The organism is Pseudoalteromonas sp. GutCa3 (assembly GCF_002836155.1).
GTDB classification, from domain to species: Bacteria; Pseudomonadota; Gammaproteobacteria; order Enterobacterales; family Alteromonadaceae; genus Pseudoalteromonas; species Pseudoalteromonas arctica.
Genome location: NZ_PJBK01000073.1, coordinates 42226 through 67200 on the forward strand (window position 1 = coordinate 42226; position 24975 = coordinate 67200).

At 38.1% G+C, this 24975-nt stretch carries 21 protein-coding genes; 10 read left to right on the top strand and 11 right to left on the bottom strand.

The window, feature by feature from the left end; all coding sequences use genetic code 11:
• Window positions 1-143: 143 nt before the first annotated feature.
• Complete coding sequence (locus tag CXF64_RS12605; RefSeq protein WP_101217182.1) at window positions 144-1724, top strand: LysM peptidoglycan-binding domain-containing protein; 1581 nt, start codon at window positions 144-146, stop codon at window positions 1722-1724.
• A 65-nt stretch (window positions 1725-1789) separates the two neighbouring features.
• Here the strand turns inward: CXF64_RS12605 and CXF64_RS12610 are convergent, their stop codons facing one another.
• From CXF64_RS12610 to CXF64_RS12620, 3 genes are read right to left on the bottom strand one after another with little or no spacing between them, the layout of a single operon-like run.
• Entirely contained in the window at window positions 1790-2239 is a 450-nt protein-coding gene (locus CXF64_RS12610) for a flavodoxin (RefSeq protein ID WP_010553680.1), read from the bottom strand.
• Window positions 2239-3003, bottom strand: coding sequence for a tRNA pseudouridine(65) synthase TruC (gene truC, locus CXF64_RS12615; RefSeq protein ID WP_101217183.1), 765 nt, complete (start codon window positions 3001-3003; stop codon window positions 2239-2241). The genes CXF64_RS12610 and truC overlap by 1 nt, the downstream gene beginning before the upstream one ends.
• Window positions 2996-3316 (bottom strand): YqcC family protein, encoded by a 321-nt coding sequence (locus CXF64_RS12620; protein WP_024590787.1) that lies wholly within the window; start codon window positions 3314-3316, stop codon window positions 2996-2998. Before CXF64_RS12620 ends, truC begins: the two co-directional genes overlap by 8 nt.
• 104 nt (window positions 3317-3420) lie before the next feature.
• Between CXF64_RS12620 and CXF64_RS12625 the strand changes: the two genes are divergently transcribed.
• A complete protein-coding gene (locus CXF64_RS12625; RefSeq protein WP_101217184.1) occupies window positions 3421-4449 on the top strand; it encodes a DUF3549 family protein in 1029 nt (342 codons plus the stop codon).
• Complete coding sequence (locus CXF64_RS12630) at window positions 4450-4749, top strand: DUF3301 domain-containing protein (protein ID WP_007378202.1); 300 nt, start codon at window positions 4450-4452, stop codon at window positions 4747-4749.
• An 851-nt stretch (window positions 4750-5600) separates the two neighbouring features.
• Here the strand turns inward: CXF64_RS12630 and CXF64_RS12635 are convergent.
• Entirely contained in the window at window positions 5601-6254 is a 654-nt protein-coding gene (locus CXF64_RS12635) for a GNAT family N-acetyltransferase (protein WP_008169301.1), read from the bottom strand.
• 153 nt (window positions 6255-6407) lie between these two features.
• On the opposite strand from CXF64_RS12635, the gene CXF64_RS12640 reads away from it, so the two are divergent.
• From CXF64_RS12640 to CXF64_RS12650, 3 genes are all read left to right on the top strand, one after another.
• Window positions 6408-6644, top strand: a complete 237-nt coding sequence (locus CXF64_RS12640) for a DUF2789 domain-containing protein (protein WP_002958240.1) — start codon at window positions 6408-6410, stop codon at window positions 6642-6644.
• A gap of 96 nt (window positions 6645-6740) precedes the next feature.
• Window positions 6741-7007, top strand: a complete 267-nt coding sequence (locus CXF64_RS12645) for a hypothetical protein (protein WP_010553684.1) — start codon at window positions 6741-6743, stop codon at window positions 7005-7007.
• Window positions 7008-7020: 13 nt separating this feature from the next.
• Entirely contained in the window at window positions 7021-7794 is a 774-nt protein-coding gene (locus CXF64_RS12650) for a Zn-ribbon-containing protein (protein ID WP_002958242.1), read from the top strand.
• 63 nt (window positions 7795-7857) lie between these two features.
• Here CXF64_RS12650 and syd read toward each other — a convergent pair whose 3' ends face one another.
• A complete protein-coding gene (gene syd / locus CXF64_RS12655; protein WP_101217185.1) occupies window positions 7858-8397 on the bottom strand; it encodes a SecY-interacting protein in 540 nt (179 codons plus the stop codon).
• Between the two features lie 59 nt (window positions 8398-8456).
• Here syd and queF point away from each other — a divergent pair, with 59 nt between their 5' ends.
• A complete protein-coding gene (queF, locus tag CXF64_RS12660; RefSeq protein WP_101217186.1) occupies window positions 8457-9302 on the top strand; it encodes an NADPH-dependent 7-cyano-7-deazaguanine reductase QueF in 846 nt (281 codons plus the stop codon).
• A 59-nt stretch (window positions 9303-9361) separates the two neighbouring features.
• Here queF and CXF64_RS12665 read toward each other — a convergent pair whose 3' ends face one another.
• Genes CXF64_RS12665 through CXF64_RS12675 form a run of 3 tightly spaced genes read right to left on the bottom strand, consistent with a single transcriptional unit; the run spans window position 9362 to window position 15698 of the window.
• Window positions 9362-10249, bottom strand: coding sequence for a peptidylprolyl isomerase (locus CXF64_RS12665; protein ID WP_101217187.1), 888 nt, complete (start codon window positions 10247-10249; stop codon window positions 9362-9364).
• Window positions 10250-10281: 32 nt separating this feature from the next.
• Complete coding sequence (gene tamB, locus CXF64_RS12670) at window positions 10282-13971, bottom strand: autotransporter assembly complex protein TamB (RefSeq protein ID WP_101217188.1); 3690 nt, start codon at window positions 13969-13971, stop codon at window positions 10282-10284.
• Window positions 13971-15698: an autotransporter assembly complex protein TamA gene (locus tag CXF64_RS12675; protein WP_007378193.1), complete on the bottom strand. Its 1728-nt coding sequence runs from the start codon at window positions 15696-15698 to the stop codon at window positions 13971-13973. The genes tamB and CXF64_RS12675 overlap by 1 nt, the downstream gene beginning before the upstream one ends.
• A gap of 214 nt (window positions 15699-15912) precedes the next feature.
• Here CXF64_RS12675 and CXF64_RS12680 point away from each other — a divergent pair, with 214 nt between their 5' ends.
• On the top strand, window positions 15913-16248 hold the full coding sequence (locus CXF64_RS12680; protein WP_007378192.1) for a ribonuclease E inhibitor RraB: 336 nt from the start codon (window positions 15913-15915) through the stop codon (window positions 16246-16248).
• A gap of 35 nt (window positions 16249-16283) precedes the next feature.
• Here CXF64_RS12680 and CXF64_RS12685 read toward each other — a convergent pair whose 3' ends face one another.
• The 3 genes from CXF64_RS12685 to CXF64_RS12695 all read right to left on the bottom strand — a co-directional run bounded on the left by CXF64_RS12685 (window position 16284) and on the right by CXF64_RS12695 (window position 21623).
• On the bottom strand, window positions 16284-18035 hold the full coding sequence (locus CXF64_RS12685) for a DEAD/DEAH box helicase (RefSeq protein WP_101217189.1): 1752 nt from the start codon (window positions 18033-18035) through the stop codon (window positions 16284-16286).
• A 124-nt stretch (window positions 18036-18159) separates the two neighbouring features.
• Window positions 18160-18462 (bottom strand): H-NS histone family protein, encoded by a 303-nt coding sequence (locus CXF64_RS12690; protein ID WP_007586043.1) that lies wholly within the window; start codon window positions 18460-18462, stop codon window positions 18160-18162.
• A 533-nt stretch (window positions 18463-18995) separates the two neighbouring features.
• Window positions 18996-21623 (bottom strand): TonB-dependent receptor, encoded by a 2628-nt coding sequence (locus tag CXF64_RS12695; RefSeq protein WP_101217190.1) that lies wholly within the window; start codon window positions 21621-21623, stop codon window positions 18996-18998.
• 314 nt (window positions 21624-21937) lie between these two features.
• Here CXF64_RS12695 and CXF64_RS12700 point away from each other — a divergent pair, with 314 nt between their 5' ends.
• Window positions 21938-23101, top strand: coding sequence for a DUF547 domain-containing protein (locus CXF64_RS12700; protein WP_157823670.1), 1164 nt, complete (start codon window positions 21938-21940; stop codon window positions 23099-23101).
• 63 nt (window positions 23102-23164) lie between these two features.
• Window positions 23165-24961, top strand: coding sequence for a 2OG-Fe(II) oxygenase family protein (locus CXF64_RS12705; RefSeq protein ID WP_101217192.1), 1797 nt, complete (start codon window positions 23165-23167; stop codon window positions 24959-24961).
• Window positions 24962-24975 lie beyond the last annotated feature (14 nt).

A 24975-nucleotide genomic window follows, 5' to 3' on the forward strand; every position in this document is an offset into this window, starting at 1 on the left:
TACTTTAATATTTATTTTATTAGAATCATTAACTTAAGATATAGTGATGATTCTATTTCTGCGTTTTAAAAAGTCATTAAGTGGCAATGTTAACTCATAACAGGTAGTATTCGCCGAATTTTTTACCCGATGTATTGGTATTTATGAATAAATCTCCCCTATTAGTAGCCTTGGCGTTAGCGCTAAGTGGTTGTCAAACTGTGACAACTCTAGACTCAGATTCTCAAGTCGCCACGCAAGCAAACCAACAACTCGAAGGCGCAACTCCTAACGACATTAACAATGCATTGATGGTAAACGCACAATATCAGCAAGTTGACCCTGATGAGCAAGAAGCTCCCGTGTTTGATGATGTGTGGGAGCGAATTCGCTACCAACTTTCTATCGAAATACCGCAAAACCGCCCTGTTGTTACTGAACGTAATTATTACGCTCGCCACCAAGCCTATTTAGATCGTATTTCTAAACGTGCAGAACCTTACTTACACTTTATAGTTGAAGAAGTAGAAAAGCGCGAAATGCCAATCGAAATTGCACTCCTGCCTATTGTAGAAAGTGCATTTGACCCGTTTGGTTATTCTAATCGCAGCGCATCGGGCATTTGGCAGTTTATGCCTGCAACCGGTGAGCGATTCGATTTAAAACAAAACTGGTGGTACGACGGTCGTCGCGACATAGTGCAATCGACTCGCGCAGCACTTGACTACTTATCGTATTTACATAAAACACTTGAAGGCGATTGGCTAAATGCGATTGCTGCTTACAACTCGGGTGAAGGGCGCTTGATGCGCGCTATTAAAAAGAATCGTAAAAAGCATTTACCTACCGATTTTTGGTCTCTTGATTTACCAAGCGAAACAACAGCCTACGTACCAAAGTTATTAGCACTTGCCGATTTATTAAAACGCTCAGATGATTTTAACGTTACATGGCAACCAGTAATTAATGCACAAGTGGTTGAAGTGGTTGATGTTGGCTCGCAAATAGATTTAGCGCTTGCTGCTGATATGGCTGATATGACGCTTACTGAGCTATACAGATTAAACCCTGGTTTTAACCGCTGGGCAACTGATCCTAATGGCCCGCATTCTTTATTATTGCCTGTTGATAAAGCAGAGGAATTTAGCCAAAAACTAGCAAACACTGATGTTAAAAACAGATTACGCTGGCAGCGTTATATTGTGGCTCGAGGCGACAGCTTATCGGTAATTGCCAAAAAGTTTACAACAAGCTCAAGCGCAATCCGATCGCTTAATAAACTCAAATCAAATACGATTAAAGTAGGCCAAGAATTATTAGTCCCGCTTACTGATGGCGCTATAAATAGCGAGCATTTACCAAAGCAGATGCGTTTAGCTGCTAATAAAGCAACTCGCACAAAGCTTTCGCACACAGTTAAAAGTGGCGACACGTTATGGGATATTAGCCGCGAATATGACGTAACTATGGATGAGTTGACTAAATGGAATAAGCTAAAGAAAAACTCTGTGTTGCGCCTAAATCAAAAACTAACTGTGTATAAGTCAGCTAATAAACCACAAGCAACGGCAAGCACCAACCGTACTATTACATACAAAGTACGCCGAGGTGATTCACTTGCACGTATTGCGTCTAAATTTAATCTCAGCGTTAACGAAATTATTAAGTGGAATAATTTAGCCGGTCAAAAATACTTACAACCTGGCCAAAAGCTAAAACTTAAAGTAGATGTCAGAAGTAGTTAATTTATAAAGCTATAAAAGCAAAAAGGAGCGCATGCGCTCCTTTTTTAATACCTTAAAGTTAAGGATTAAGCAGGTAGTTTTTCTAGCCATACTTTTAACCAAGGCTCGGTTACTGGCCATGGTTCAAAATCTTCACATGCATCTATTTCTAGGCGGTTGCCCACAGGCTTTGCTTGTAAATCGCGTAGTAACTCGTCAAAGCTACGCCCTGCGCCACAAAATGTATCGCCGTAGCATCTGTCACCCATTGCAATTACACCAAACGGTTTATCGGTAAGCATTGGGAAAGTGCTATTCATTGCAAAGTACAATCCTGCCAAATTACTCGGTACATCACCTTGGCCTGTTGTGGAGGTAACAATTAAAATATGCGATGCATTTTTTATATCATCAAGTGATGCTTCAGTAATTACTGTTGCAGTATGACCCGCTTGCTCTATTGTAGCTGCAACTTCATCGCTTAAACGCTCTGCACCGCCATTAACGCTGCCTACAAAAATACTAATATGTGCCATTAATAATCCTTTTCTTGCTCTGGCCAACCTAGCTGCTGACATATTTCAAGCATGTCTTCACCTAGTGGCGCTTTAATTGTTATTGATTCATTACTATAAGGGTGCACAAAACTAAGCTCTGTTGCAAATAACATTAGGCGTCTTAGCTCAAAATGCTCCCTAAAAAATTGATTATGCTGGTTATCACCGTGATTTACATCACCAATGATAGGCAGTGATAAGTGCTTTAAGTGTCTGCGAATTTGATGCTTGCGCCCGGTTTTTGGAAAACACTCAACTAACGAGTAACGCACTGTTGGATACTTACCTATAGGAATAGGCAATGCAGCTTGGTGCAAGCAATTAAACTGGGTTTGCGCTTCTTGCGGTGCTTTATCTTGATCTGCAAACTTATCGGCTATTTTATCAAGTTCTTCTTTAAGCGGTTTATCTAAAAATACCGACTCTGGTGCAAAACCGCGCACTAAGGCCAAATAGCGCTTAGCAATGGTGCCCTCAATAAATAGCTGGTTCATATCGCGAGCAGCTTCAGAGCTCAATGCAAACAGTAATACGCCGGACGTAGGTCTATCGAGCCTATGTACTGGAAATACATGTTGCCCTAGCTGGTCGCGCAACATTTGCATAGCAAACTGGGTTTCGTGTTTATCTAAAAACGAGCGATGCACTAATAAACCTGAAGGCTTATTTATAGCCACATAGTTTTCATCTTGATACAAAATAGTCAGCTCGCCATATTCAATAGGCGCTGGACGCTCACTCATTTGGTTCTCCTAAAAAGGTATCAAGGGCTGTTAGTAATTCAATTATTTCATCGCTCCCTGCTTTATTCACAAGTGTCATTTGCGCCATAGGGGCAATAGCAAAGTTACGTGGCAGTGGTTGCTTGTGCGTTATTAATTGCTGTATTTTATCAATAAATACAAATTGTAACCACTGCTCAAACGCCATTGTATCGTGACAAAAAGGAGTATTTGAAAGCAGTGCATCAGCGTCTATTGGCTCACTTTGCCAAAGCGCGTGTATTTGTAAAAGTGCCGTTAGCTGCACTAAATAAGTTTGGGTTTGCTGGTACATAACCACCCTCTTTTATATATGTAATGCAATTATACCCTGTTCCCTCATAGGCGGCTATGACGTATAATTAATGTAATTTTGCAGTAAAAACAGTTGAGAAAACAATGAGTGATCAAATAGCTACATTAGGTCAGCTTTTAGATGGTGCGGGTACTCAGTGGCGTGCTTTTGATATTGGCAGGCACATTACTAAGCTTGATAAAAAACAATTTTTAGCTATTGAACAAGCTCAAGTGCCTTACCCTTATCCTCTTGCTGGTCATGCTTGGCTCGCTATCCAATTTTGGGATACTAAAGCCAGTAAAGAACCTTATGTATGGTTTTTAAAGTTTTCACTTGATGAGCAAAGTATGCTTGTAAGTGCTAGCCGCGATCACTTTGCTGATATGGTTATTCAAGCGCTAGGCACTGAAATTACAGGTGAGCAAGCCGATGGAAAACTTGATAATAACCCTTATGTTTTTACACCAAACGCAAATAAATTAGCGGCATTTAACGCCCAAGTAAAAGTACTATTAAAACAGCCTGCGTCGCAGTATTACGAGCATGCACAGTTATACTTTAGCGGTAAAATTGGTTTTGATAATTGGCAAGGTGTTGCACTGCAGGGTATTGCCGATTTTGCACTACGCTTAGACAGCGATACAAACTTAAGTAATTTGCAAAAAGCATGGGCGCATTTACCGATTGAAGTACTGCAACCACTCAGTGCCATGCTTGAACACGTTGAAATACCAACATCAATGAGTGAGTTACTTGTTGATTACACGCAGGCCGCAATTAGTAGTAACGATACATTAGCTATAACCGCAGCACTAAGGTCTGCATCGAAAGGTCAAGCTCAAGGGTTATGCGCTCAATTAGTTGATACTGTACTAAGCTCACAGGTAAGACACGACTCTGACGTGTTACTAACAATAGCTGGGCGGTGTTTTAAGCAATTAGAAAACCCTGAACGCTTACATGTATTTATGGATAATTGCGCACATCATCAAAAAATTGATGAGTTGTTTCCTAGTATTTTTGCTGACTTAGTTGCAATACCGACTATTCGCCCGCATTTATTAGGCTTATTACGTAAAGAAAATCGTAGCGAAACCCTCGCGCGTGCAATTGGAAGGTTATTCTCTTAAATGGCAAGTTTATGGACGTTCATACTTATTGGTAGTGTAATTTACTTATTTTGGCTTAACCGAAAGGTTGCTGAAGCGGCGAACGTTCATGCTAAACGTCAAAGTGAGCAATTGCAGGTGCAGTTGATGAGTGTTGCATGCACAAAACGCCGCTTTGGTTTTTTAAAGAGCGGCAAGCCAGGCATCAAAAGTGAATTTATATTTGAGTTTTCAAGCGATGGTGAAAATGCTTATCAAGGTGTGTTAATTATGGAAAATGAGTTTTTGAAAAGTGTGGTTGTTCCACCGCATAAAATATAAAACTTAATATACTTTAGGAGTAATTGTCTTAAATTAATAAATTTAATTCAACACAAAAAACTAAGGCGTAACTAAAGTTACGCCCCAATTGGACTGCATCCTGCTAGATATCCATTATCTTAAATCCGTATTATCATCCCCTGAACGAGTAAACAACCTTGTTTACCCTCACATTGCATCCTGCAATATCCATAGCCACCTTGGCAAACCCACGAAATCTATCGTTTGGCTACATACTGTAGCATCATCCCTGGTAATCCTTTTAAGTAGCTCCTGCCACTTTTTGCATCCTGCAATATCCATAGCCATCTTGGCAAACCCACGAAATCTATCGTTTAGCTGCATCCCGTAGCATCATCCCTGGTAATCCTTTAAAGTAGCTCCTGCCACTTTTGCATCCTGCAATGTCCACTTGCCATCTTGGCCGTCCTGCGTAAACTAACGCTCCTGCTACTTCCTGTAGCGTCATCCGTGATTATCCTAAAGTAACTCCTAGCTACTAAGTGCTTCATGCACTTCCTTATTCTTCCTTGTATCCGTTTTAGCTTGTCCTTTATGCTTCCTGCTAGCGTCCGCTATGTTGCCTATTCCGTATCCTTGGCAGTAACTCAATCATTGAGCTATGTCGTCTTGACGAAGACAAGTTTAAAGCAATCAGGGGGGAGAAATAGGACTTAACATTAAATAAATAAACGTCACAAAAATGAAAAATAAAAATAAACTTTAAATAACAATAGCTTGAATGGAAAAAGGCTACTTATTAATAGCCTTTAACTGACAATGCTCACGATAATGTGAGATATATCTCACGGCCTTATGTCCGTTTGGGCGCATTGGCTTACATCATAATTTTAAATAGTTGGCTCAATTATTGATTTAAACAGTAACTCGCCCTCTACTTGGTTAAAAGTAAGGTGTTTAAATGCTTCAAACTTTTCGGTTTTAAAAAATTCAGTGTGCTCTTTACGCGTTACAAATACAGCCATCCCCGTTGACTCAGCGTTACATTTAACTAAATCATCAAGCCCTCGTAGTAAGTAACGACCAAACCCTTGCCCATGAAAATGTGGATCTACGGCAATAAAAGCTAAAAAGTAGTAATTGCCTTTCTCTTTAAGGGCATCTCTAATTGTTTGTTCTTTATCTATTAATTGATTTGTTTGTAAGTAGCCCGCACTCAGCATTAATTTTAAACGCCAGTGCCAATAACGCTGCGCTTGTAATTGGCTATTAGATTCAAATACACACGCTACTGCTTTTAATTTATCGTTGCGGTATAAACCAATTAATGGCTGCTTTTCTTGCCAAAAACTACTGAGCTCTTCGCGAATTAATGATCGTAATTTTTTTTCGTATACTGATTTATTTTCGTCATTGTAGCTAAGCATGTTTTGTAATACAGGATCGTCATGATAAGCCTGATAAATTAGGCTTGCTGCAGTGCTAATATCTTCTGCGGCTAAATACTGTACGCTGAACGTATCAGCTGGCGTGGTTACACTCATTGTATTTCCTTTATTATTTTAGCTGTAGACTGTTTAACTTTATACCTAACTATATACCTAAAATTATTAACCGTAAATTCAGCGAGAGTTTAACTAGCTAGGAGTAGAGTTAATCCTTAGAATAAGTTTTCATTCGTTTAAAGGAGCAATATCATGGATACGACTAAACACGACATCAATACACTATTTGCACAACTTGGATTACCTAATTCTGATGAACAAATAGATGCATTTATTGCCTCACATGAATTAGAAGACACAACGCTACTCCAAGAAGCTTCTTTTTGGGATGAGGCACAACAGCACTTTTTAGCTGAATCGCTTGCACAAGACGGTGATTGGAGTGAAGTAATTGACGAGTTAGATGTACGCATTCGTCAAAGTAAGTAATTTTATTTAATGTACCCTCCCTTATTTATTGCTAACATAGCATCTGCGCAGCATTTATATGCTGCGTATTTATTTTATTAAAGAGTTATATATCTAATGAATTCAGTTGTATTTGATGCAATTAAAGCCCTTCTTGATGAAGGCAAAACCCCTACTGTAGCACTAACTAAAAGCCGTTTGGCGCAACCGGTTCCTATGCCGATGATTATTGCAGCAGTAAGCCAATATAAAAACAATCCTGATTCAATAAATAACTTCATGAGAAACCCACAGCAGTCAGATAGTACTGAGCTTAAAACAAGTCAATTAGATAGAATTGAGCAAAAACTCGATAAACTTCTTGCACTGCTAGAACAAAAATAATTTGAGACTATAAATGTTCGTTGTTGATTTAACTTTTGATTGCTACCAAGACACCACCCTAGAACAAGCCGAACAAGCAATAAATCGCTTAGTAAATGCACTGCGTTTTAATGGTCAAATAATGGGGGAAGAATTTCCAACCGTTTTAAAAGATGGATTTTTTATTACCCGTGTAATGTGCCCTACTGAAGATGCAATGCACCCGCTAAATAACAGCCCGTTTGTTAAGCACAGTATCGAAAAGTTACATAGTGCGGGGCTACTTGCGCCAAAAGTAAAAGTGATTGGACAAGATATTCACTCCAATGGTGCTGACTGCTGTAAAGAACCATCAAGTTATATTTTATACACAACCTATGTGCATACGTGTAGCCCGCTTTATTGTGGTGATGACTTTTTGCCTGTGCCGTTATTTCGTATTCCGGCAATTGCTAATGGTGACTATAAAACGCTTATAAAATGGCAAGAAGATTGGCAAGCCTGCGATCAAATTCAAATTAATGGCGCAACCCGTTGTGAGTTTCCGGCGCTTGAAGAAATATCGAGTATCCAAAGCGACTTATACAGACGCGGAAAAGACATAACAAAGCGAATTAGTTTTTTAACTAAAAAGCCAACCTATTATTATTTATACCGTGTAGGCGGCGTAGATAAAGCGTCTGAACTTGAACGAAAATGCCCTAGCTGCAATGGCGATTGGAAATTACCTGAGTCGTGGTTTGGGTTATTCGATTTTAGATGTGAGCCGTGTGGCTTAGTGTCTAATATATCGTGGGATTTTCAGTAACAACTTTAGTGAGCGCTTATAATCAGCTTAGTGATAACGCTAAGCTGATTTATTAAACACGTTTTAAACCTCTAATGCCTTTAAAAAAGCATTAATGTTAGGTGCAAGTACATGGTGTGTTTTTTTGCCGACAAACTCTAAACATACTTCACCAGTGTGCACCAATACACTTACTAGTAAATCATCTTGTTCTGTTAAACCAATAAATACTGTTTCTGGCTGCTTGAGCTTGCGTTTCATTAAAACGTGGCCCGTTATATTTTGCTGTAGCAAATTAAAGTCTTCTTCGTTCCATGCTTGTAGTAATTCAACCTGATGCCCATCAATACTTGCTAAAATACTTCCACCGTACATATGTCCGTATAGCTCGCTAAGCGCTTTTGGAAACTCAAGTTCTAGTGCACTGGCTAAATCATTAAGCGAACCTGCAGGTTGCTGACGCGCCCCCTGCCATTGAATGTTTCCTTGCTCGTCCACCTCGCCAACTTCACACGGGCTTGGCCATTGCTCGTCGTGCACAATAAGTGGGTACTTTGCGGTATTTTTCAGGGTATTTTCGCTAAATGTTTGATGAAGTTGTTCTATAAGCAATACAACAGACATACTGTGAAACTCATTTAAATTAGATATAATGTCCCTATTGTAACTATTTAAGAGCAAACATGACAGATTACAGCAATTCTCCAGACCTTAAAGGTAGCGTATTAGGCCAATCTACTGAGTATGTAGATGTGTACACGCCAAGCTTGCTTTTCCCTATTGCGCGCAAACTAAATCGTGATGCTTTAAATATTGACGAAGCAGAGCTTCCATTTAAAGGCCAAGACATTTGGACAGGTTACGAGCTTTCATGGCTAAACAATAAAGGTAAACCGCAAGTTGCCGTAGCCTTATTTACCTTTGAATGCCAAAGCAGCCATATTATTGAGTCAAAGTCGTTTAAACTTTATTTAAATAGCTTTAACCAAACCCGATTTGAAAGCATTGATGTAGTAAAACAGCACTTAATTGATGACTTATCAAACGCGGTTAACAGCCCTGTCAAAGTGACTTTATATAATCCTGATGATTACAATTGCTTACCGTGTACGGCGTTGCCAGGTGAATGTATTGATGACTTAGATATTGAAATTAATAATTACGATATTGATGCTAATTCACTTAAAGCAAAGAATGATAACGTAGTAACAGAAACGCTCTACAGCCATTTACTTAAATCAAACTGTTTAATTACCTCCCAGCCTGACTGGGCAAGTGTAATTATACGATACACAGGCGAGCAAATATGCCGCGAGTCGTTACTGCGTTATTTAATTTCGTTCAGAACGCATAACGAATTTCATGAGCAGTGTGTTGAACGTATTTATAGCGATTTAACAACACAACTTAATATTAAAGAGTTAGAGGTTTACGCGCGTTACACTCGTCGCGGTGGGCTTGATATAAACCCGTATCGCTCTACGCATTATAACGATACGCCATTTGCAGTTAAAATTAATCGTCAGTAGGTTATTTTAAGCTGGAATATGGGTATTAAAAAAGGAGCCTAGGCTCCTTTTTACATTCTTTAATTAACTTCGCGCTTAGTGGGTATAGGCATACCACACACATCAACGTAGTTATGTGATTTAACAAACCATGGTTCAATACGGCTTTTACGAGCACTGATCAAGTTTTTAAACACCGGTGAGTTTGTTTTCATCACTTTAAATATACTTTTATCGCTTTGTACATCACCAAGTACTTGTATATTGGTAATTGGGTTAAATGCTTTTCCTTCAGTTGGTGTACGCGCTAAACGGTTAAAATGCTCTATACCTTCTAGCACTCGACCAAACACCGTAATGTTTTTATCAAGGTAGCGCGGGCTTTGCCCTATCGTTACAAAAAACTCCGTGCTCGCACTATTTATATCGTTGTCGCGCGCCATGGCAAACACGCCACTACAATGCACTTGCCATGTTTGCGTATGGGCTGAATTTTGAGCTACTGCAAAGCCGTTTAAAAAGCCGGTAACTGGTGCATACCCGTCGCCATTTAGCTCAGTAATTAAAAGTGGTTTGTTTGTTTTTAAATAAAACTCAGCGGGGACTGTTTTATCCGCAGTTTTAATTAACTTTTTACCCGAGCTGTCGCCACCTTGCGCCACAAAACCCTCAACAAACCGATAAACGCTGGTATTTTTATAAAACCCTTCTCGCGCTAACTTTTTAATGTTTTGAGCGTGCTTTGGGGCAAGCAGTTCATTAAGTTCAATATACGCATCGCCCGTTGGCAGCGTTACCTTTAAAATATTTTGAGCATCCACTACTCGCCAGTCATTATCTGTTGCACTAGCAATTACCTCACTCGCGCTCAATAAAGGTAGCTCTTGTTTAGCAAAATCCTCACCTAGTTGTTGAGCACAACCGCTTAATAAAACACTAAGCAGAGCCGGCAATATAATTTTTTTCATCGCTCATATCCTTATAATTATTATAGCTTTGGTTATTCCCAATCAAACTTATATAGCACATCAACATTTTGATATAGGCCGCTCGTTATTTCTATGTATAACTGTGAAAGTAACTGATAACGCACAGCCACTTCACTGAGCGAATCAAATACACCCACGCTATATTTAACTTGCAAACTGGGTGCTACGTATCCTGATATTTCTACTTTGGTACTATCACCACTACCTGATGAGCTTAAACTTACATCTGACAACCCAAAGGTTTCACCTACCTTAGAAACAACCCCTTCGCTGCGGCTAACCCCTTGAGAAAGTAATAACTGCGTAAGCATAGCATCGCTTGACGAACTTTCTCCATCACCTAAAGGTTGGCCATTAAGTAAATATGCAAGTGCTTGTGCTTGATCCATCGCAGGCTCAGAAAATATTTTAAGCGTTGGTTGTTCAACATTACCCGTGAGCGTAACCCCTGCAATGACACCATTTGCAGTCGTATCGGGATTACGTATTGCTTTAATATTTAAAAATGGTTGTTCAATTGAACCGCTAAAACCTACTTGCCCGGTGCTGATTATTAAATCTTGTCCAAAGGCTAAGTAAGTACCTTCAATTAAGTTAAGCTCACCTGTGGCTATGATTGGCGCACCTTGACTCATTTTTATCGCTAAATCACCCGCAACTTTTGATTCCAAGCCAAACGACTCTACTTTTACATCGTTTTTAACAATCACTTTTAAATCTATGTCGTAATCAAACGGAACTGTTTCTGTGGCCTCAGTTTTTTGATCAACAATAATTTCATCATCGCTAACTTGCACCGCGCCCTCAGGAAGCTCTTCAATCATTATACGACCGTAAGGCACAACTACCTCACCAGCAAGCTTGAGTGCATTATTAGCCAAGCCTATTTTTAAATCCGGCGATACTTTAAAAGTGACCCCTTGCTGCGCACGTACATAAAACTGCTCGCCAACTACCGCAACATTTACAGCAGGCTGCGCACCTTGCCAATCAACGTCACCGGTTAGATTTATTTTACCGCCTTGATTGTCGTTTAAGTTGCCTTTTATTGTGGCTGTTGTTTTATCAAACAATACGTTTATATTTGAGTTTTGCAGCGCTATAGGTAATTGCTCGCCCTCTAAACTAATATCGCTAACATTAAGCTCCCCATTTAATAAAGGATCTTTTAACGTACCTGCTAACGCCACTTTACCGCTAATATCACCTTTTAACTGCTCGAGGGTTTCAAGAAAAGGTTGTAAGTCTGAAAGGAGTATTTTATCAATATTAATGGTGCCATTAAGCGCTTGCGTATTTTGTATATCGTCGATATTAATTTGTGTATTAATTTTGCCTAATACACTTGATTCTAAATTAGCTTCAAGCTTGCCAATTTGAGAATCCGAAAACGCACTAATACTTAATGTTTCGATTGGTAATTTAAAACGATCTTCTTCCGAGGTTAGCACTGCTTCTAAGTCGCTAGAATCGATATTTGCGCGTAATGTTTTAAGCGCGCCGCTTTGCCAATTAAGTGCTACATCGCCAGCTATATTACCGCGAGTACGAATGCTATTAGGTAAAAAGTGCTTAAGCTCCTCAAGTGCTAAATTGCTTAGTTTAGCATTTAGCTGACCGAGATTTTTTGACTGCGCTAAGGTGTCTATACATAATTCACTTTGCTCAGATGCCCAACAATGTGCACTTACATCAAAGTCGCCACTTTGCGTATTAACCATAATGGCAATATTTCTAGTATTACTAAAACTAAGCTTTTTATCGCTAAGCGTTACATTACTAAGCTCGCCATTCCAAGTGGTATTATTAATTTTGCCATTAACTTCAAGCTCTATACTGCCTTGCTCGGCATCTACAGATGCCGTAAGTTGATGATCTGTTTTGTCGCCGCTAATATCAATTTTAACGCTATTAATTTGCTGTTCGGCCACCAGCGCCGAACCAACACTTACCGAAACATCGGTTTGCCAATCGGCTGCGGTATCTAACTGCCCTTTTACTGATAATTTATTAATGTTTATTTCATCAAAAATAAAGCGATCTAGTATTAGTGCTAAATCAACAGAGGGCGTTAATCTTTCCCCTCTCACTTTTAAATTTGCGTTGCCGTCGGCAGTAAATGGAATATTAGCTTTTTCATCACTTTTTAGCGTTACTTTGCCATCAACCTGCCAAGTATCATCAACTTGCCCGCTTAGTGCTAATTTATTGGTGCCGCTACTTAAATAAAAGCTATCAATATTAGCTTTTAACGTGTTGTCTAGCTTAAAGTTTGAGGCAAATTCTAGTGGCACGTCGTTAAGTAATCCGCTTAACTTTGTATTATTCATTTGTAGCTGCCACTTATCGTCAGCTGCATTAAACGAGCCTTTAAACTGTCCCGAAATATCACTGGTAGCGGCATCAGTTAAGTACTGCGCTTTTAAGTTAGCAACCGTGCCATTAAAGTTAGCCTGTATGCCTTTTTGCCAATCAACATTGGCTTTTATAGTTGCACTGCTTTCGTTTGCTTTAATGCTTAGCGCTTGTAAAGTTGCTTTGGTAAGACTGCCTTTTAATTGGGTATTTAAGTCAACAGCTGGGTACGCGCCTAGTTGGCTATTCGCCTGTAGGCTAAGCTGATAGTCGTCAGCATTACCTTGTGCGTTAAGGCTAACATTTCGTACTTTAAGTTCATTACTTTGTGCATCAATAAGCCACAGCTTAATTTTTCCATTTAACTCAAATGGATAGTTTTTTTGCTTTAAATTTGCCGTTGCCGTTAAACTAAGCGGATATTGCCCCTGTGTTTCTAAATTTAAGTTTAGATTTGATAAGTCGCCATTCAACTGCAAATTGGCTTGGTGCTCGTCACTTTGTAAAACAACATCCCCTTTCACGGGCAAATTCCCTGCAAGCTCAGCATTAAGATGCGTATTAAGCTGCCACTGTTCATACTTTGCTGAGAATGACTCTAAATTAATAACCGCATCTTCCACACTTAATTGCAGCGAGATGTTTTCAATAACATGTTGGGCTTCGTTTTGCTCAATCGTAATTTTAGCTATTTCAAAGTCTTCAACAACTAAATCAAGTGGCGAAGTAAATTCTATATTAGGCAATGCGGGTAGGTGCGTTAAAGGCGCTTGAGTATTTTGCGCCGTTTGTGTTTTCGCATCTTGTTCTTGCTCTTTTAAGGCAACAAGTATGATGGGAATATTCAGGCTTTTAACCGTCAGCTTTGAACCCTCTGCTTTTGCTGAGAGTTTAAAGTTATTAACGCTTACGTTTGCACTTGGATGCTCTAGAGTAAATTTATTGATCGCAATGTTTTTTACAGCAATATTAAAAGGTAAGCTGATTTTTTCAAGCGGCTCTGCCGCGGCTTCTTCTTGTGACTCTGCAGTTTTTGGTAATGTTAAATTTATAGATTTAGCACTTAAGTTATCTATACAAATTCCATCGCACTGCCACCAAAACAAATCAATTTTCAATTGTTGTGCATTAAAGTCCAATCCGTTGCTAGCAAAGCGTACATTAAAGGCATCATTATAAATAAAACGGCCATCTTTAATTTCAATATGTAGTCCATCTACCGCTTTGTTTGCACTATAAGCAATAAATTGATTACCGGGTGCGGTAAATAACAAACAAAATAGTGCAACAACTAACGTGACAAAAATAGCACTTACGGCGGCTGTTATCTTTTTTAATACTGACATTAAATTTCTGGCCCTATGGTAATACTTAAACGTGTGCTTTTACTTTCTTTTGTTAATCCCCAAGCGTGGTCTATACGCACGGGGCCAACGGGTGTTAAATAGCGAAAACCAAAACCAGCACCTACTTCAAAATCATCAGAAAAATCATTAGTCGCAGTACCACCATCAACAAATAAAGCTGCTCGCCAATTTTTAGCAAACTGGTAGTTATATTCCATCGTGCCCGATAGTAAATACTTACCACCTATTAGCTCGCCGTCATCGTTCTCAGGCGAAATTGATTGGTACGCAAAACCACGAACGCTTTGATCGCCACCTGCGTAAAACCGAAGTGAAAATGGCACGTTGTTAATATCATCAACAAGCATTGCCCCCACATTCGCTTTTAAAAACACCAAGTGGCGGTCAAAATAAGTGCGTAGCCATGCATGTTGCATTTGCACCCTAATCAGATTAGTACTCGAAAGCACATCATCTAAGCCAAACTCAGCAGATATAAGCCACTGCTCTCCCCAATAAGGAGTCGTGCCGCCTTTTGATTTTTTGCGCGCGTAGCTAATGCCCGGCATTAACATTTCGGTACTTTCTTCGTCTTCATCACCAATACGGTAGGTTTCTTGGTCGCGGCGTAAAAATGCAGTACGCACCCACTTATTTTCGGTCAACCATTGGCGCTGAACTTGCCCTGTTAATATTTCACTGTAAGTGTCGTTTGTAAGCTCATCTTCTAATTTATAACCGACAGAGAATCGCCATAAATCATCATTAGGATCATCAACCGGAATTGTATAAGCCATGGAAATATCTTGCTGCTTTTGTGCCACATTTAAATTAGTTTCGAGGTAATGGCCGTCTTCTGTGATCCACGGTTTACTCCATTTAAAACGCACCTTGGGCCCTAAGTCAGTACTAAAACCACCGCCAATTTCATAGCTGTTAGCTGGCTTGGGTAATACTTCAACTTTAATCGGTACTTGGCTGTTTTTGCGCGCTGCAATGTCAGCATAAACACGTACACTGGCAAAATAAGGGGTACTTGATAAATCCAAGTTATAGTCAGCAATATGTGTTGATTTATAAGGTTGGCCCTGCGAGAAAGGCGCTATAGAGCGTATGTATTTTTCAGCGGGTGTACTACTGGCAATTTGTATATCGCCAAATTGATACCTAACTCCGGTATCAATTATGAAAGTAATAACAGCACTATTTTTTTTAAGCGACACTTCTAATTTGCGCGCTGGCCACTTAGCATCAAAATAACCAAGCTCCAGCAACATAGATTCTATTTTTTTATGAGCAGAGTCATATTTACCATGATTTAAAACATCACCTTGCTTTAAGTGATTGCTTTTAATCAATGCCTGTAATTGAGTATCACTTTGACCATCACCGTTTAGCGTAATATTAATTGCTTCTATGCGAGTTGCAGGCCCCCGTTCAACTTTAACAATTAGCTCGCTGTCGTCTTTATCATAAATAACCTCGACGGTCGGGCTATAATAGCCAAGTGCTTTGATGCTATTTTGTACTTGTTTTTGAGCATAACGGCGAAGTGTACGGGTTGGCTTCTCGCCAATTAACTGCTTGAGGTAAAGAGCTACGTTATTTTCTAAATCGCCACTTAACCCTTCAATTTCGTAATCTTCTATGACTTTTTCTGCCGCATAGCTATTTGTCGCAATTAAAGCGCTCACAACACACATGCAACGTAAAAACTTAATAAACAAGTAAATATCCTTACTTTTAATATCTTACAAAAAACTGGTTAATTACCCGCATATTAGCATAGCCATAATGAGCAACACATTAACTTAATAACAATCTAACGCGTAAATTTAACTTTGAATAAATATCAGCATAATTAAAATTAGTACGCGTTAAGACAATATTTTAGTTACAATAGTGCCTACGAATAAAAAATTAATTTTAAATGAGTTTTTAATGCAATTCCCTGATGATGATAACGGCCAACTTTTAGCCGAAATAGCCGCTGCTGGCATTGATTTAAATAAAATGCACCAAGTCGATTTTTTTATTTTATTTGAACAAGAAGCCGATGCTGAAAAATTTGCTAAAGAAATAGTCTCTGATGCATTAGTTCAAAATGCTGAGCTTGAAAAATGTAAAGACACTGGCGTTTGGGAAGTAATCACTCAAGTACAAATGGTGCCAGAGCACACCCTTCTAGGACAAGCAGAGCAATACATTGAAAGTATTGCTAATAGCTTTAATGGATACGGTGATGGCTGGGGATTAATGGACGGTGACGAGGCTTAATCGCCTTTTAGTTCAATGTACTCTATCAGTTAAGCTTAGCGGCTTAACTGATTTGCCTTTCTAAAACCCCCTTTATAGTCAAATAGTTTATCAGCCACTTTCCAACCATACTTTTTGCTTTTTCGTGCAATAACAAAATCCGGTGGTACTAATTCAAATTGTGCTTTTACTACTTGCTCTGCAGTTTTAAAATTAATAGGTGTTTGTCCAAGTCCTACTCGTAGACCAAATTGCTTATTAAATATAAATTGCCCGCCTTTATTTGCGAGGTTATATACTTCATCGCAACTTGCACCATCTTCATCAAAATACGTTATTTTAATAAGTTCATCTTTAATTTGAGTTACCGACAACCCACTACATCGAAGCACAAGTGCGTCTTTTAAGTTTAATGCATTACGTAACTTATCATCAGGGTCGGCCATTACTGAGCCGCAATCATGACATTTACGTGCAGCAATATCATTTTGGGCACCGCACTGCTCACACTCTTTAAACCTAAAACGATAATCGCACTGCTCTTTATGCCCATCATCATCTTCTAACAGCCCTTTACAGCGCCTGCCAAAGTGCTCTATTACTTTTCCTGCGGAATCAGTTTTACCCCAAAATATATTCGCAAAACCACAGCCAGGACAAAGTACCTGCACAGGTTCATTATCACTATCGCCTTTTTTATCGCCTACTTCTGGGTGAAATAAATTAAAACCATTGCCAGCATAATCTATTACTAAGCAATCCGTTTTTGATTCAGATAGCCTCAAGCCTCGCCCCACAATTTGTTGATATAAACTAACTGATTCTGTAGGTCTTAAAATAGCTATAAAGTCGACATGTGGCGCATCAAAGCCGGTTGTTAGTACCGATATATTAACTAGATACTTTAATTGCTTAGTTTTAAATTGCTTAATGATTTTATCGCGCTCAGTGTTTGGCGTATCACCTGTTATAAGTGCACTTTGATGAGCTGGTAGGTAGCTTAATATTTCCTGAGCATGCATTACCGTGGCGGCAAAAACCATAACACCTTCACGCTCTTCACTGTATTGAATTACTTGCTGTAATATAGCTTTCGTTGCGCGCTCACTGTTTTTTAAAAGCGCATTCATATCATCAGTCGTATATTGCCCAAATGCATTACTATCTAAAGATGAAAAATCATAATGGCTAATCGCTGCATCAACTTCGTTTGGCGGCGTTAAATAATTATGTTTGATCATATACCTGAGCGGCAATTCAAAAATACAACTTTTAAACGGGCTTTCTTTAGTCCCTTTAACAAAGCCATGATAATGATGATGGTATATCCACCCCGTTCCTAGCCGATAAGGTGTTGCTGTTAAACCCAATACTTTTAACTGAGGGTTATATTCTTTTAAACTGCTTATTACTTTTCCGTACTGGCTTTTTTTATCCCCATTTACCCTGTGGCATTCATCAATAATAAGTAACGAATAATGCTCATTTAATTTATTTAAATTACGAGAAAGTGATTGCACACTAGCAAAGGTTACTTGATGGTTTAATGACTTTTCTTTTAAACCGGCTGAAAATATACTCGCCTCTAAACCAAAACTTTTATACTTTTGCGAGTTTTGCTCTACCAACTCTTTTACATGAGCAAGTACTAATATTTTTTGCTTAGCAATACGGGCAAGTTCAGCTATAACAAGGCTTTTACCTGCACCGGTCGGTAGCACAATAACGGCAGGATCATTACTCTTTCTAAAGTGTAAAACGGTTCGTTCTACGGCTTCTTGCTGGTAAGGTCTTAGTTTATAGCTCATGGGAAAACAAATAAGTTTGAGTGAAGAGATTTTAGCAAATAATAGCTGGGAGTTTTAAACTTTAATTATATTTTATTGAGGGGTAAACAAAAAAGAGAAGCCGAAGCTTCTCTTATATTTAGCTTTAAGCTAAAAATTTCTCAAGCTCAACACCTTCAAACGCTTTAGGACGACGGCCACGGCCTGTCCATTCAATAGTCTCACCATTAAGTTCCATGCGGTACTTAGGCTTAACTTTAGTACGTTTGTCAGATGCTCCATCTTGTAAATCTTCTAGCGTAAGTCCTTTTTCTTTTAAAAGATCCAAAACTTCCTGTTTCGCTTTTTGCTGCTGGGTATATTTTGAAATTGCATCATTGATAAGCTGTTGAGCTTTTTCAAGATCCGTTAATGATGCTGTTTTAATAAAAGATCGGACTTCTTTCATTTATATCTCGCTAAATTGTGTGATTGGATTTATTTAATTATTCTTTTTTAGTATAAGGGTATTTTTCAGGAATGACTATTACAAGATATAAACTAAATAATCCCTCTGTTAAATATACGCTATTAGTCCTACCTTATTAAATTAGGAGTAATTTAATATAAATTGTCGATGTATAAGGGAACTTCATTTTATAAAATATATAGTCGATAAAAAACACTACTAATCCGTTGAATAATAAATGCCAGCTTTCAGTACAATAAAGCAGCTAAAAACTTATATGTAATTTGCAAATATCATTACTTCGACTCAATTAAAAACCACATTATCTATTTTTCGTGTCAGGTGAATATAATCGGAAAATCACAAGGTAACAAACTTAAAAATAAAGTGGGCCAGTAAGTACATACAAACCATAATTAAAATTTTAAAGATAAAATTGCAAACCAAATGTAAAAAGGTCAGAAGCATAAGCAACTGACCTTTTTTTATAATCGTCAACGTATTGAAGACGAAACATAATCTATAAACGATTTTTAGAAGTTTTGTTCAACTTTTAAAAATACAGCTCGGCCTAAAACATCATATAATGATGTTGAAGCATCGCGATAACCTCTAGTGCCATCGTTTAGCTGTGGTGCTTCTTTATCAAACACATTGTTCACACCTAGTACAAACTTACCATTCCACTCATGGTTATATGATACTTGGATATTGTGTTTAATATAGCTTGGAATATCAGCTAAATATGTTACACCATACTCTTCATTACCTGAGTCTTGGTCGCCTATGTAGTATGTAGTCCATGCTGCACCAAATGCATCATTAGTCCAATCAAAAGTAACATTACCACGAAGCTCTGGGTACTCTTGTAAACCAGCGTAATCGAATGCGTCAGCACCCTCTTCTGTTACTTCTTCAAAGTCACTTACATAACTTAACTCACCTTTAAGAGCGAAGTTACCAATGCTAGATTCAAACATGTAAGCTGTTTTAAAATCAAAACCTGATGTTTCTAAACTCGCCATATTTTGGTCAAAGCTGTACATTACATCAATACGACCTGTATTTGGATCGCGAACTACTGCAGGGTTAGAACCATTGTCTTGCTCGTCTTTTAATAGACGTTCAACACTTACTGCTGCAATTCTGTTTTCTAACTTAATATTATAGTAAGAAAGCTCTACAGATAAGTCATCTGTTACATTCCAAACAAAACCTGTTGTAAATGATTCACCTTCTTCTGGCTCAAGATCTGGATTGCCACCAAACCAAGTTTTATGTTGCTGTGAAGCATTTGGGTTACAGTAAATAGCATCAGAACCTGCATTGCCTTGCGTATCACACCAAATTGTATCGTAAGCTTTTTCGAAGCTTAGTGCCTGACTAGAGAACATTTCGCCCATGTTAGGTGCACGGAACGATTCACCCCAGCTAGCTCGCACTAATAGCGCATCAGAAGGACGCCATGCAACACCAATTTGAGGGGCAACATTATCGAATGTTCCTGATACAAATTGTGAACCAACGTCACCTTCTTGCTCGTACTTGTCGTATCGAACAGCTGCTTTAATATCAACATTGTATGGTAGGTTTACTTGAAGCTCTGAATATACAGATGTTCTATCACGTTCTGCATTAACATCGTCACCACCTGAGCCACCTGACACACGACCTGAAGCCGATTGAGGGTCACTCATTTGTTCAAATTCTACTTGCTCAAATTCAGCACCAACTACGCCAGCAATCGAAACATCACCATTATCAAACAATAATGTAGATGCTACCGTATCAAATTGAGTACTTGTAAAACGAGCTTGATACACACCTGTGTGAGCAGCTTGCCCATACAAGTCTTTCATGCTGCTATCCCAGTTAGCAAAGCTCATTCCTGATGTATTAAAGATATCATATTCGCCGCTATCAATTAATTTCTGAACAACATCATCATTTATCAGGTTTGTATTGAATGAGTTAGTTGTAGAACGGCTGTGTTGTACATTAAATTCCCAGTCAATACCATTTGCAACATCTACAAAGCCGACTAAACCACCTAAGAAATCAATACTATTAATTTCAGTACGAGTATCTCGCTCACCAATGTTAGCTGAGCGCATGTATAGAGTTAAATCTTCGCCTACAGGGTTTAAAGGATTATCAGCCAACATAGTTGGTTGGTTTGTAGATACAGGTGTACCTGCATAGCGAGAATCAGTTTCAGAAAGTGATGCACTTGCGCGACCGCGGAACTTTAAGTTATCAGTGAATTCATAATTGAAATTTGAAAGCATTGAGTTCTGAGTAGTATCACCAAATAACTTAGTTACTGCACCATAGTTATATAAACAGCGAGTGCCACCATCAACCGTGTTATTTGATTCTGCACACATAGTAGGGCTTGTAACCCAACCACTAGCACCATTACCATTTGGAACTGAGCTAAATGACGAATAATCAGCATAAGTCTCATCATTTAATTTCCAAATATCTCTATCGTATACTGATTCAGCATCATAATATTCATAAGTTAATGTAATATTACCCTTCTCACCAGAGTAACCTGTACTTACGTTAAAACGATTTGTATCACCACCTTCGGCACTAGGTAGCTCAGTATCATATGAAAAACTTAAACCGTTAAAGTCTTTTTTTGTAATAATGTTAATAACACCTGCAACAGCATCTGAGCCATATACAGCAGAAGCACCTTCACGAAGAATCTCAATTCTTTCTACTATTGCCATTGGAATACGAGAAGTATCTGCGGCAGCGCCTGAAGACGAACTTGTACCAGGCATACGGCGACCGTCAAGTAGCACTAATGTGTACTCAGCCCCAAGGCCACGCATGTTAATATTACTTGTTGCTGCTGCGCCGTTACCGTAGCCAGACATACCACGCCATGAACCAAAGCTATTTACAGAAGTATTATTTAAAACATCAGCAACTGATGCTTCACCTGATAATTGTAGATCTGCAGCGGTAATAACAGTTACTGGTGATGATGTTTCCATATCAACTTGTTTAATGCGAGATCCAGTTACTTCTATACGTTCAACTTTTTCTTTTTCCGCGGCCATAGAGCTTGCAGAAAAAGCAGCGGTAGATACCGCACCAAAAGTTATCGCTAAGCGAACAGCTTTCGAGATTTTATTATTTAACATTGGATTACCCCTAGAATATTTTTTAATTATTTTGTTTTCAAAACGGTCTGCAATTCATCACAGTACCTATTTCGATTTGAATAGTAGTCCCAACTCAAGCAAAAGGTCAACACTTTGACAACGAAAAAATACATTAATTTACAATAACTTAAAGAAACAAAAAATCAACACGTTGCCATATAATCACCATTAACCAAAGAGCAATATTTCACTTTTTGGAGTCATGCTAATGAAATGAAATTAAATGTAAACAAACCTTGAAAGTGAATTAACATTTGTAGATGATGGTGTTCCTAACAAACAAAGGAATTGCTATGAAAACCTACTCCGCATTTATTTTTATACTTCTTGTCTCTTGTTCAGCTTTCGCTGATTTAAAAGAACTTCCGGAAGAATTTTCAGATTTTAGTTTAAATAGAGATATTTCTGTCTCATATGATGACTTAGATACTCTTCTAAGTTTTACTGTAATTGATACTGGAGCATCAGATCGTTCCAAACTAAATTCTCAAGCCTCTATCGGTACAAGAATGAAGTCGCATAAAAATAACGACACAGCATTAGAAGCAAATCGTTTCTTCTTTGAAGAAGTAACAAAATCAGAGATTAAAGATGGTTTTTATAAGATTAGAGTTAGCCTAGAAAGTCTGCCAAATGAAATCTCACTTAACGAACTCAGCCTTGATGAGCAACTTGCTTATTGGTTAAACCTTTACAATACAGCCATGTTAGAAAAACTAATCACACACTATCCTATTCGCGATACAGAAGATTTACTCTTTGGCAGCAATTCAATTTTAGAGGATGAGTTTTTAAATGTTGCTGGCCATAAACTTTCTTTAAACGATATACAACAAAATATTGTTTTTAAAAAGTTTGGTATAAAAAAGCCAATAGTTATGTATGGGTTTTATCAAGGAAATATAGGAAGTCCTAACATTCGTGCCGAAGCATATAAAGGAAACAAGGTTTATCATCAATTAGTTGAAAACGCTGAAGAATTTGTCAATTCAAATAGAGGAACTAGTATCAAGCGAAAAAATCGCCTTTATGCCTCTAAGTACTATGAGCAAGTTAAACCATTATTCGAAAACTTCGAGAAAGATTTACGAGAGCACCTAAAAGACTATGCAAACCCGCCAATGAGCTCTGATATAAAATATGCTAAGAGCTTTAAAATAGGTATTGAAGATTGGAGAATCACTGATATTTATGGCACAGAGCGAAAGTTTGGTGGCGCAGCGTCAACAAATCCTGCCGCCATGCTCAATGCTGTTGCAAATAACTCATCAAAACCAATAGGAGCTGATGGCGCAGGTTCAGGATTAGGTGCTGTTAACATAAGCTTTTTATCTAATTCTATTTCGGAGAAAACGATGGACTTTGGCCGCTTCTCTCCAGAAATGCTCGAAAAAATTAGAGCTCTCAAGCTAAAAGAAACTGATAATAGTGGCTCAGTAAAAATAAAAGACCTTTAATAAATTTTATTATTTAACTTTAAAAAACACCCTGTTAACATAGTACGAAAAATAGGGTGTTTTATGTCTAACTTTCTTAACTCTGCGCTCACTGCTTATAATTCACGTCAATATAACCAAGCTATTCTTTTTTTAAACAAATGTGATATTAAAACTGTTGATTGGTATATTTTACTTGCCGCTACATATAGCGCACTTAACCAAAATGAAAATGCCGAACAAACATATTCTTACGCAGTAAATAAGTTTCCTTCATCCCTCACTCTAATTGAAAACTATACAAACTTGCTATGCAGAACTGCTAAACATTCGTTATGTTTAAACTTTTTAAAAAACACAAGGTATTTGGCACAAAGCGAAAAGGTATCTCTGAATTTTATAGAAAGCTTGATCAAAACCAACCAGTTGTTACAAGCAAAAAAGGAACTTTCTAAAACCTTATCTGATGAAACCTTAAAAGAGAGATATCACTGGTTAAAGCTTGAATTACTAGAACGTTTGGGTGACTTAGAGTTAGTTGAAAGCTATTACCTGTCTTTACCTGCCGATTTAAAAAATCAATTTTTATTTAAATATAAACGTGCTTGTAATTTTCGCAATATGGGTAAATTCGACAATGCTTTAGATATATTTTTAATGCTAAGCGATAAGCAGAACAAGTATAGCCCCGAGGTTAACTTTTTGATTGGCTGTACTTATTATGATTTACTAAAGTTTGAGCTCTGTGAGCAGTATTTAAAACGATGTCTTGAACAGGCTCCTAACTATATACCTGCGCATGAGTGTTTAAATAAATTATACTGGGATCGTGCAAACAAATCAGCCCTTATGAGCTCCTACGATAGTACATTCTTAAATCATGCTAAAAACCCACAACTAGTTCAATCACAACTAGCTCAGCTTTTACATTTTAAAGATTTTAATCAAGCCCTTGATGTATCTTCACAAGCAATTAGGCTCTTCCCTGATAACTTAGACATAAAACATGCTCATGGCATCATTTTAGGTAAGCATGGGCAAAGTGATAAAGCATTCATTATATTAGATGAGCTTGTATCACAGGCTCCCCAATCAGCAAGATATAGTGTAGATTTGGCAAACTACTGTATTGAAAATTTTGAATATAAAAAAGCAATACTGCACTTAAACACTGCAGTTAAACACAACCCTTTTAATCAAGAAATCTGGGCTTATTTATCCACAGCTTGGCGCTTAGCTAAAGACGATAAATATCATTGGTTAACTAATTACGATATGTTTGTTAAAACAATGGCTCTACCTACGCCTAAAGGCTACAAGTCGTTTGACTCTTTTGGTAAGGATCTCAAGGAACTCTTACTTACTTTACACACTAAAGAACAAGACCCGCTTGATCAAAGTGTTCGAAGAGGAAGCCAAACTGAAGGACACTTACTCTATCGCTCAAATACGTTACTCTCATTATTTAAGCAGTCAATGGAGTCATGTATATCTACTTACTTAAATGATTTACCAGCAGATAGTATGCACCCATTAACGGTAAGAAATAGCCTAAACTTTACTGCCAAAGGCAGCTGGTCAGTAAAACTCGAAAATGGAGGATATCATGCCAATCATATTCATCCTCACGGTTGGTTGTCAGCACCCAGCTATATTTCTATACCTGATGAAATGAGTAAAAATGATCCACTTAAAAATGGCTGGTTAAAGCTAGGAGAAACATGTCTTGATCTAGGAAAAAGAGAATCAATAGATCGCGAGATATGCCCTGAAAGTGGACAAATTATCATTTTTCCTAGCTATATTTGGCATGGTACAAATGAGCTCAAAAGTGATAGACCTCGCTTAACAATACCTAGCGATATTATGCCAATTGGTTAATCTAGTTGATTGAA

Excerpts from the sequence above, each read along its gene's own strand:
- CXF64_RS12650 (WP_002958242.1), top strand. The coding sequence starts at position 7,021 with ATGTTCGTTGTTGATTTAACTTTTGATTGCTACCAAGACACCACCCTA.
- CXF64_RS12685 (WP_101217189.1), bottom strand. The coding sequence starts at position 18,035 with ATGAGCTATAAACTAAGACCTTACCAGCAAGAAGCCGTAGAACGAACC.
- syd (WP_101217185.1), bottom strand. The coding sequence starts at position 8,397 with ATGTCTGTTGTATTGCTTATAGAACAACTTCATCAAACATTTAGCGAA.
- queF (WP_101217186.1), top strand. The coding sequence starts at position 8,457 with ATGACAGATTACAGCAATTCTCCAGACCTTAAAGGTAGCGTATTAGGC.
- truC (WP_101217183.1), bottom strand. The coding sequence starts at position 3,003 with ATGAGTGAGCGTCCAGCGCCTATTGAATATGGCGAGCTGACTATTTTG.
- CXF64_RS12620 (WP_024590787.1), bottom strand. The coding sequence starts at position 3,316 with ATGTACCAGCAAACCCAAACTTATTTAGTGCAGCTAACGGCACTTTTA.
- CXF64_RS12695 (WP_101217190.1), bottom strand. The coding sequence starts at position 21,623 with ATGTTAAATAATAAAATCTCGAAAGCTGTTCGCTTAGCGATAACTTTT.
- CXF64_RS12630 (WP_007378202.1), top strand. The coding sequence starts at position 4,450 with ATGGCAAGTTTATGGACGTTCATACTTATTGGTAGTGTAATTTACTTA.
- CXF64_RS12665 (WP_101217187.1), bottom strand. The coding sequence starts at position 10,249 with ATGAAAAAAATTATATTGCCGGCTCTGCTTAGTGTTTTATTAAGCGGT.
- CXF64_RS12700 (WP_157823670.1), top strand. The coding sequence starts at position 21,938 with ATGAAAACCTACTCCGCATTTATTTTTATACTTCTTGTCTCTTGTTCA.
- CXF64_RS12640 (WP_002958240.1), top strand. The coding sequence starts at position 6,408 with ATGGATACGACTAAACACGACATCAATACACTATTTGCACAACTTGGA.
- CXF64_RS12645 (WP_010553684.1), top strand. The coding sequence starts at position 6,741 with ATGAATTCAGTTGTATTTGATGCAATTAAAGCCCTTCTTGATGAAGGC.
- tamB (WP_101217188.1), bottom strand. The coding sequence starts at position 13,971 with ATGTCAGTATTAAAAAAGATAACAGCCGCCGTAAGTGCTATTTTTGTC.
- CXF64_RS12605 (WP_101217182.1), top strand. The coding sequence starts at position 144 with ATGAATAAATCTCCCCTATTAGTAGCCTTGGCGTTAGCGCTAAGTGGT.
- CXF64_RS12635 (WP_008169301.1), bottom strand. The coding sequence starts at position 6,254 with ATGAGTGTAACCACGCCAGCTGATACGTTCAGCGTACAGTATTTAGCC.
- CXF64_RS12705 (WP_101217192.1), top strand. The coding sequence starts at position 23,165 with ATGTCTAACTTTCTTAACTCTGCGCTCACTGCTTATAATTCACGTCAA.
- CXF64_RS12625 (WP_101217184.1), top strand. The coding sequence starts at position 3,421 with ATGAGTGATCAAATAGCTACATTAGGTCAGCTTTTAGATGGTGCGGGT.
- CXF64_RS12610 (WP_010553680.1), bottom strand. The coding sequence starts at position 2,239 with ATGGCACATATTAGTATTTTTGTAGGCAGCGTTAATGGCGGTGCAGAG.
- CXF64_RS12680 (WP_007378192.1), top strand. The coding sequence starts at position 15,913 with ATGCAATTCCCTGATGATGATAACGGCCAACTTTTAGCCGAAATAGCC.
- CXF64_RS12690 (WP_007586043.1), bottom strand. The coding sequence starts at position 18,462 with ATGAAAGAAGTCCGATCTTTTATTAAAACAGCATCATTAACGGATCTT.